7 protein-coding genes and 1 pseudogene are annotated in these 8,621 nt (G+C 51.2%); 3 read left to right on the forward strand and 5 right to left on the reverse strand.

Annotation, left to right across the window (positions count from 1 at the left end):
- Positions 1-207, forward strand: a pseudogene (locus tag C513_RS13475) (IS256 family transposase); the annotation flags it as partial.
- 83 nt (positions 208-290) lie between these two features.
- Here C513_RS13475 and C513_RS14025 read toward each other — a convergent pair.
- On the reverse strand, positions 291-2,354 hold the full coding sequence (locus C513_RS14025; RefSeq protein WP_076342754.1) for a capsular polysaccharide biosynthesis protein: 2,064 nt from the start codon (positions 2,352-2,354) through the stop codon (positions 291-293).
- Between the two features lie 184 nt (positions 2,355-2,538).
- Here C513_RS14025 and galE point away from each other — a divergent pair, with 184 nt between their 5' ends.
- On the forward strand, positions 2,539-3,546 hold the full coding sequence (galE, locus tag C513_RS14030; protein WP_076342755.1) for a UDP-glucose 4-epimerase GalE: 1,008 nt from the start codon (positions 2,539-2,541) through the stop codon (positions 3,544-3,546).
- A gap of 67 nt (positions 3,547-3,613) precedes the next feature.
- Here galE and C513_RS13480 read toward each other — a convergent pair whose 3' ends face one another.
- Genes C513_RS13480 through kdsA form a run of 4 tightly spaced genes read right to left on the reverse strand, consistent with a single transcriptional unit; the run spans position 3,614 to position 8,092 of the window.
- On the reverse strand, positions 3,614-4,918 hold the full coding sequence (locus tag C513_RS13480; RefSeq protein ID WP_245552839.1) for a capsular polysaccharide export protein, LipB/KpsS family: 1,305 nt from the start codon (positions 4,916-4,918) through the stop codon (positions 3,614-3,616).
- A gap of 16 nt (positions 4,919-4,934) precedes the next feature.
- Complete coding sequence (locus C513_RS0112165; protein WP_018716272.1) at positions 4,935-5,924, reverse strand: KpsF/GutQ family sugar-phosphate isomerase; 990 nt, start codon at positions 5,922-5,924, stop codon at positions 4,935-4,937.
- A gap of 14 nt (positions 5,925-5,938) precedes the next feature.
- Positions 5,939-7,225 (reverse strand): 3-deoxy-manno-octulosonate cytidylyltransferase, encoded by a 1,287-nt coding sequence (gene kdsB / locus C513_RS14035; protein ID WP_076342757.1) that lies wholly within the window; start codon positions 7,223-7,225, stop codon positions 5,939-5,941.
- A 21-nt stretch (positions 7,226-7,246) separates the two neighbouring features.
- Positions 7,247-8,092 (reverse strand): 3-deoxy-8-phosphooctulonate synthase, encoded by an 846-nt coding sequence (kdsA, locus tag C513_RS0112180; protein WP_033395107.1) that lies wholly within the window; start codon positions 8,090-8,092, stop codon positions 7,247-7,249.
- A gap of 296 nt (positions 8,093-8,388) precedes the next feature.
- On the opposite strand from kdsA, the gene C513_RS0112185 reads away from it, so the two are divergent.
- Positions 8,389-8,621, forward strand: a 233-nt coding sequence (locus tag C513_RS0112185; RefSeq protein ID WP_018716275.1) for a transposase, incomplete at its 3' end; no start/stop codon positions are given.

Here is an 8,621-nt window from a genome sequence, read left to right on the forward strand (position 1 = left end):
GAGAGCCTGCACAGCCAGTTGCGCAAGATCATCAAGACGCGGGGGCACTTTCCCAACGATGATGCAGCCACCAAGCTGTTGTGGCTGGCGCTGCGAAACATCACGGCCGACTGGGGGCGCCCGGCCCGGGAGTGGCGCGAAGCGATGAACCAGTTTGCGATACTCTATGAAGAGCGTTTTACCGAGCCGGCACAGGCAGGACGGTAAGAGGCCTTCTAACAGTCACGGAAAATAACCCGACCGCCTCGCACACAGAAATTCTGACACTCCCAAAGTCCAAGTGAGTTACCCTATCTGGAGCGGGTGGTTTTGATCTTTCTGGCCATACTGCGCATTCTTCGCCATGTGTCAGCTTTCATACGCTGTAGGCCGCTCCTCTGAGCCAATAGCATGCGCTGTTCCAACACACGATGCAATACAGCCTCACAACTGGCAAAGCCCTTCAGTTCCTCATCCCAGTACAAGGGGTAATGCAGCATGGCGCATGCCACCAACTGATCCAGACTCAATGTGCGGCTACGACGTGGAACCGGTATCACATCTGTTGTCAACCCCCAACCGGCATAGAACGGACGCCCATGAACAATCACCTGCTTGCCTCGTAGCAGCGCATCAAAACCTGTCAATGATGTCATGGTTACCACGACATCACAAGCATCGATGCAACTGACTACAGACGCCTTCATTTCCACATAATCCGCCAATTGCATGGCAGACTGGTGATGTACCACACCAACACGGTTGCCGCTGCTCACATCAGGGTGAGGCTTGTATACGATGTAGGCATCAGGAAACTCTTGCCGTGCCGCTTCCAGCAAACCCAGATTAGTACGGACACCTTCTGGATCACAACCATAACGTATCGAGGCATCATCTTCCACTTGACCAGGTACTAAAACAACTTTCTGGCTACTTTTGTTCTGCCAGTTCACGGCGCACAAAGGCTCCAAATTGTATTTCGTGATACCGTGCTGCACAATAAAACTTCGTACATACTTTGCCCTATCAATATCTTCATAGGTAAACTCATGTTCGTTAAGTAGTAATTCCAGATCAGAGGGTTGTCCAGGATCAAAATAAATACCCCTTGCATCCAGCACAAAAGACATGGGCGGCACGTGATCCGAACCTAAACCAACAGAACGTACAAAACCATCCTCCATCCGCAACAAGCGGACACCTGTCTGCATGGCAAGAGCTTCCAGACCTTTTGGAGGTATTCTGCCCCAGCAAATCAGGCAATCCTGTCCCTCTGGCTGCAGCTGTGCAGCTTCCTGAGTGTCTGCTGCAAAATGAATATTAGACGTTGAAAGCGAAAGCATATTTTTCAAATTGGCAACTTTTTTCGGTTTGAAACCAACAGCAATCATCCGTGCTGGATACTTTGCATGAAAATTTCGTTGTCGCTTCATCCATACAAGAACATTTCTCAAGCTACCTCGCTTTCGCGTGTCAGGATCAAGGTATCTTGTATAGAGTCCGTACGCTGCAATAAAAAGATCATCCACTGTATGCCGCTGCGAACGACGAGGGCAATATTTTCTGTCATCTGTAACACCCCACCCAGAATACCAAGGTATGCCAAAACATGTTACAGGTTTGCCCAACAATAGAGCCTCAAATCCCATTCCGGAGCTGACTACATACACACGATCCATCTGCCTAATCAAGTCATGCGGGTCTACCAGATCCGGAAGCAGGACAATTTTTTCCCCAGCCGGCACATCAGACAGATACCCTGACTTTACTCCTGCAGTGACTTGTGGATGCGTTTTCAGATAGATCGTAGATTTTGGATTCTCATGGATGGCTGCTTCCAGCATTTCATGAAAGGTAGTAGATTCAGCCCCCCCCTGCAAGACGCTAAGATCCCCAAATGTCTGATCAACGACCAGAACGCGAGAAGCATCGCTACTTCTAATAATCTCCTCCACACCAGGACGGGCATTATTGTACTTGCTAATGGAGAAATTTAGCATATCCGCCTTGTCGCGCAAAAACTCCTGCCTATCTGATAAGGAAACCTTCATCTCTCGCGAAAGAAGAATCTCCAGATCGCTGGGTGAATTTGAGTCATAAAATATCCCCTTGGCATCAGCCACCAGCGAAAGCCCCGGAAAGGACAAGCCCGGATTGAATGAGCGAACAAATCCATCCTCAAGCCTGAGCAATCTGACACCCAGCATGCTTGAAATAAATTTCGCCAGCTTGCCACTTCTCTTATTCCCCCATCCAGCCACATAAATAGGCCGACTCAGTCTACCTGGAAGGTATGTCACAGGGTAATCCAGCAATTTTGACAAGAAACCAAGCTTTTGATGCACCCAAGCTCCGAGGATATAATCTTCATTCATAATTCAAATTTTTGAAATTTACAGCCCCGAGCGCTTTCACAGAAATGAAATAAAAATATGGTATTGGGGTAAAAATAGTCAAACACTCAACAGATACTTTCGCGACCTGAATGGCTTGCCAGCAACACAAAACACATGTCATAATACACCCATACCATCACAATTGACAACCTCCACACATAAAATGAACGTATTACTTACAGGCGGCACTGGTTACATTGGTAGTCACGCCGCCGTGTGCCTTCTACAAGCTGGCCATAACATTGCAATCATTGACAATCTGTCCAATAGTCAAGAGTTGGTTGCTGGTCGCATTGAAAACATTACCCAAAAAAAAGCACCGTTAATTGTAGGAGACATCTGCGATACAAATCTTCTGATACAAACTATTCAGGAACATCGCATTGATGCCATCATGCATTTTGCCGGACTGAAAGCTGTTGGCGAGTCCAATGCAATTCCCATAAGTTACTACATCAACAATGTGCAAGGAACTTTAAGCATATTAAACGCCATGGACCAGACTGGAGTTTCTACCATGGTGTTCAGCTCCAGTGCAACCGTATACGGTGAACCTCAATATCTTCCAATTGACGAGCATCATCCTACCAGCGCCACCAATCCATATGGCAGGAGCAAGCTTCATATTGAAGAAATTCTTTCCGATGTAGCCAAATCAGATAAAAAATGGAGCTTCATCTGTCTGCGATATTTCAATCCCGTGGGCGCGCACCATAGCATGCAACTTGGTGAACAACCCAACGGAGTACCCAATAATCTAATGCCATACATAGCGCAAGTAGCACATGGCATACGGGCGCAATTGAGCATCTTCGGAAATGATTATCTGACCACAGATGGAACAGGCGTCAGAGACTATATACACGTCATGGATCTCGCCGAAGGTCATTTATGTGCACTTGACTATGCGCATCAGCATCCTGGCTGGCACGCCATCAATTTGGGAACAGGTACTGGCCATTCCGTTCTTGAGATGGTCACGGCATTTGCTTCAGCTTCCGGAATGGAAATTCCTTATCAATTCGAACCTCGACGAAGCGGTGATGTGGCCTCCTGTTATGCCAAAACGGACAAGGCCAACAAATTGCTGCAGTGGTCTGCCAAGCGTTCGCTAGAGAGCATGTGCACAAGTACTTGGGCATGGCAAACCGGAGAATTTTCTCAAAAATAACTCCTAAAATAGCCAACCGGTTCAGGGCAAATCTGCAGATCATAAAATATTTATACGCAAGCCTGCCTCACCCGTAAAAACCTCGGAGCAAAGGACTCCACTCATACCTTTGAGCACCTATATGACCCTCCTCCGCCCTGAGGCATACTTTCCCGTTGGCTTTATTTGTGATGACGCTAAATAGCGAGTATCCATGACTACGGGCAAACTCTCTCAGACTAACAGACAACTCCTGGACCGGGCAAACCATAACTGTACCCGAAAACGATGGCAACATCGCACTCTTGCCCTTCGATTCATATGATAAAACTACTAGGTCACAATAGGAATCGAGCATATTTTTTACAAGCGAGTGAAAACCCTTCTTAGAGCTTAGCGCTATTGCCCCCTTGTGAAATATCTCACGCACCTCTTTTTGAACTTCAATCCAACGTAAAACAGAAAATATGTCACCCTTCCGACAGGTCACCGGATCGATATAGTTCGTATATTGCATATATGCAGCAGCAAAAAGCTCAACCGTAGTTCTCTTTTTTCTGCGTCTTGACATGACCAAATGCTGCTGGCACCTGTCATCTGTGAGTCCCCATCCAGCATACCAAGGCAGCCCAAAGCATACGACCTGCTTATCCGCCATCAGCGCTTCAAACCCCATTGTGGAAGTCACCACATAGACCTTGTCCATGACCTCAATCAGACTGTAAGGATTGACGGCCTCTCGCAAAACCACCAATCGCCCATCAGTCTGCACATGCGTCAAGTAGCCACGCTTCCTCCCGGAAGAGACTTCAGGGTGCGTCTTGACATAAACGGTAGCTCCCGGGTTCTCGCTCAAGGCTGCCTGCAACATGTCCTTGAATGACTCTGCATTCGCCCCCCCCAAGGTGACACTCATATCCCCTGCCGTCTGATCAACAACCAGCACCTTCCTGGTGGAAAGAACGCCTAGGATTTCCGAGTTGAGCGCGCCAGCATGGTTATATTTACTATATTTACCCTCTAGCACCAAGCGCATTGCACGCTGTGCATCCTGTCTGCCCGACTGGTGCAGCGAAGTTTTGCCATTCAGCATCCCCTCCAGATCCGATGGTTGCGTACTGTCATAATAAATACCTGTCTGATCCACCACCATGGATAAAGGGGGAAAACGATCTCCAGTACCAAAGGAGCGGATAAAACCATCCTCCAGTGACACGTAAGGGAGCCCCTGTTTAGCGGCATACGCTCGTGCTTTCTGTGCAGAAGGACGCATACCCCAACCTGCCACCGCATCTACGGATGGCATTCTTTTCCACCAACCTTGCTTGAGATCAACTATGTCATGGCCAGACAGCACAGACAGGAAGGGAATGCGGATGACTCCGCGAGACATGATTCCCAAGCGCATTTCAGGCCGATGGTGCCTCGTTTTTCATGTCATAGATCTGCAAGACGCCAATTGTGTCGCCTACATTGTCTACCACAACAAGAGCCCGCACCTCCTTCTGTTGCATGAAGGCCTCTGCTTCAGCAAAACGGACATCTGCTTTGACTGTCAGGGGATCCGGCGTCATCATCTGGTTGGCTTTGAGATGCTGTACATCGCCCTCTTCCCCAAAAGCACGACGCAAGTCACCATCTGTAATAATGCCAAGCAGTTTTTTCTGGTCCATGACAAGTGTCAGCCCCATGCGCCCATATGTGATCGATTGCACCACATCCCGGAAGCTGGAGTTTGGCTCACATACAGGCAAAGGCAACTTGTGCATCACATCGCTCACACGAGTCAGCAAACGACGGCCCAAGCTGCCACCAGGATGAAAGCGTGCAAAATCCTCAGGCTGAAAGTCGCGCTTGACGGTCAGGGCTACAGCCAGTGCATCTCCCATGGCCAAGGTGTTAGTCGTAGAGCTGGTAGGCGCCAGGTTGTTCTTGCATGCCTCACGCTCTACTCCCACATCCAACACCGCATGGGAATGTCTGGCCAGGGTAGAGGTCGCCTTGCCTGTCATGGCAATAATGCGGTTTTTCTGGTGCTCAAGGAAAGGAAGGATGCGCAAAACCTCCTCGGTTTCTCCTGAGTTGGAGATCAGCAAAGCCACGTCGACTGGTCTGATCATGCCAAGATCCCCGTGAAAAGCTTCACCAGGGTGCACAAAGAAGGAGGGCGTACCCGTTGACGCCAGTGTTGCTGCGATCTTCTGACCAATAATGCCTGACTTGCCCATGCCGACGACAACGACACGACCCTGCATCTCCATGATCATGTCCACAACCTGACGAAATCCATCATCCAGACGATTGCGCATCCGCTGCAGCGCAACTATCTCGTTATCCAGCGTCTGGCGTGCAATAAGCAGTGCATCATCCTGCTTTTGTTGTTCCTGTACCACTTCCACTCTCCACTCCTCCGTTACTGCGCCATTTTGCTCATGACGCTGCTATAGCCTTGCGCAGAACTTACGACATCCTGCCTGCCCTGGGCTTCAAGAATGGCATCAGCCAACTCCCGGAACGCCCCCTTTCCACCTTCAGTCTGCAGGACCGCAGTAGCAGCCTGTTTGACGTACGCAGGAGCATCCGCAACAGCGTAACTCAAACCACAAACTCCAAAGGCCGGCAAGTCAATGCTGTCATCTCCGATGCACGCAGTCTGTTCGGCCTGGACTCCGGCCAGTGCCATCAGTTCCCGACAGGCTGCGGCCTTGTCCTTGACACCGAATTGCGACAAGCCAATCCCCAAGTCTGCAACCCGGGTACGCAGTGTAGCCGAATCTCGTCCGGACAGCACTGCCACGCGCACGCCATTTTCCTCAAGCAGCTTCATGCCAAGACCATCACGCACATGGAAGCGCTTCATGCACTCGCCTGTAGCGTCATAGAACAGGCCACCATCAGTCAGGACACCATCGACATCCGTGATCACCAGACGGATATCTGCCAGTGTGGGTACAGCCTCCGTGAAGACCTCTCCCTGCATGATGGCACGTACACGCTCAAGACATTCTGGCGTGTCCACGCCCGGACCGGTAGGCTCCACAAGAAAAGCGCGAATTTTCAAGCCTGCAGCCATCAGGCGCAACTGTTCCAGTTTTTCTGCTCTCTCCATCATCGGCTGGGGCAAGCCGGCATACTGCTGCAGCACCTGCTTTCTATAGGCATAAACACCTACATGCTTCAGGTAGCTGGCTTCCACCGCCTCCCGCGGATAAGGGATAGGTGAGCGGCTGAAGTAAAGGGCATCACCGTTGTCAGCCAGGACCACCTTGACGGTATTGGGGTTGAGTGCCTCATCTGCGTCGATGACATGGCACAGGGTACCCACTGCCACAGAGTCATCATGCAGCATGCCTTCTACCAGCTTTTGAATGTCTTGCGGCCGCACCAGAGGCTCGTCACCTTGCAGGTTGACATAGATCTCGGCTGGCACTTGCCGCATCACCTCAGCCAGACGGTCTGTTCCCGAAGGATGCTCGGGATCTGTCATGACAGCGCGCCCGCCAAAGGCCACAACGGCACTGGCAACCCGCTCATCGTCGGTGGCTACCAGTACCTGGTCAACACCCGCTACCTGCAGCGCTCGCTCATGCACATGCTGAATCATGGGTTTTCCTGCAATGTCTGCGAGCGGCTTGCCCGGTAAACGCGTAGAACCATATCGTGCAGGAATCACGATTACCACGGAAGGCTTATCTGTCATCAGGCTATTCCTCTTTTGCTGTCAGGCAATTTCAAGTGGCTCGAAACCCTTCACCAGATCGTCGATCGCTTTCATCTGGGCAAGGAAAGGCTCCAGCTTGTCAAGCGGCAAAGCACTGGGACCATCGCATTTGGCCTTGTCCGGGTCCGGGTGTGCTTCCAGAAACAATCCCGCCAGTCCGGTTGCCATGCCGGCGCGCGCCAGATCCACAATCTGCTGGCGGCGGCCACCCGAAGCGCCTGCCATGGGATCACGCTGTTGCAGTGCATGCGTGACATCAAAGATGATGGGCAGGTTGTTGGTCACTTTCTTCATGACACCAAAACCCAGCATGTCTACCACCAGGTTGTCGTAGCCAAAGCAGGTGCCACGGTCACACAGCATCAGCTTGTCGTTGCCCGCCTCCCTGAATTTCTCGACGATGTTGGCGACCTGGGACGGACTCAGGAATTGCGGCTTCTTGATGTTGATGGCTCTGCCGGTCTTGGCCATGGCCACGACCAGATCTGTCTGCCGTGCCAGGAAGGCGGGCAGCTGCAGGATGTCGACAACCTCTGCGACAGGGGCTGCCTGCCAGGGCTCATGAATGTCCGTAATGACAGGAACCCCGAACTCCTTCTTGACCGCTTCAAAGATCCTGAGCCCCTCTTCCATACCCGGGCCACGGTAGGAGTGAATGGAGGAGCGGTTCGCCTTGTCGAAGCTGGCCTTGAACACGTAGGGAATACTCAAGCGACTTGTGACCTGCACATAGTGCTCTGCACAACGCAACACAAAGTCCAGATCCTCCATCACGTTAACCCCACCCAACAGGACAAAGGGGCGGGAATTATCAACCACATCCAATGAAAACAATGAGTTGCTCATGAAAACTCCAAAAAATATCAATACCAAAACGTAACTTCATTACGGATGGAAGGACTACACGTTTGACCACAAGTTTGACCGCCTGCAAGGCGCAGCCAGAATGCAACAACCATACTGAATAGATACGATTTGCTGCTATAGTGGATCCAACCGGCCTCGCGGCCATGAAACCCTCATTGTATACACGCCACTCCGGAGCCAATCACATATGAGCACCATACTTTCTGCTCAGCACATCCTTGTTGGTGAACCGCCCCGGGTTTGGAGGAGGCCCCAACTCTTGAGAAGATGGAGCCATGAACAAGTCCAACAAGTTTTCCCCGGAAGTGCGCGAGCGCGCTGTGCGCATGGTGCAGGAGCATCGAGCCGAGTACCCTTCGTTGTGGGCAGCTATCGAATCGATTGCGCCGAAGATTGGCTGTGTGCCGCAAACCCTGCACGATTGGGTCAAGAGAGCCGAGATCGACGCTGGCCTGCGTGCGGGTACCACGACCTCGGATGCGCGACGCATCAAGGAACTGGAGCGCGA

The organism is Allobrachymonas chironomi DSM 19884 (genome assembly GCF_000374625.1).
Taxonomy (GTDB): domain Bacteria; phylum Pseudomonadota; class Gammaproteobacteria; order Burkholderiales; family Burkholderiaceae_C; genus Brachymonas; species Brachymonas chironomi.

Bases quoted from the DNA above. Each gene is read 5' to 3' on its own strand.
- C513_RS14025 (WP_076342754.1), bottom strand. From the start codon at position 2,354: ATGAATGAAGATTATATCCTCGGAGCTTGGGTGCATCAAAAGCTTGGT.
- galE (WP_076342755.1), top strand. From the start codon at position 2,539: ATGAACGTATTACTTACAGGCGGCACTGGTTACATTGGTAGTCACGCC.
- C513_RS13480 (WP_245552839.1), bottom strand. From the start codon at position 4,918: ATGTCTCGCGGAGTCATCCGCATTCCCTTCCTGTCTGTGCTGTCTGGC.
- kdsB (WP_076342757.1), bottom strand. From the start codon at position 7,225: ATGACAGATAAGCCTTCCGTGGTAATCGTGATTCCTGCACGATATGGT.
- kdsA (WP_033395107.1), bottom strand. From the start codon at position 8,092: ATGAGCAACTCATTGTTTTCATTGGATGTGGTTGATAATTCCCGCCCC.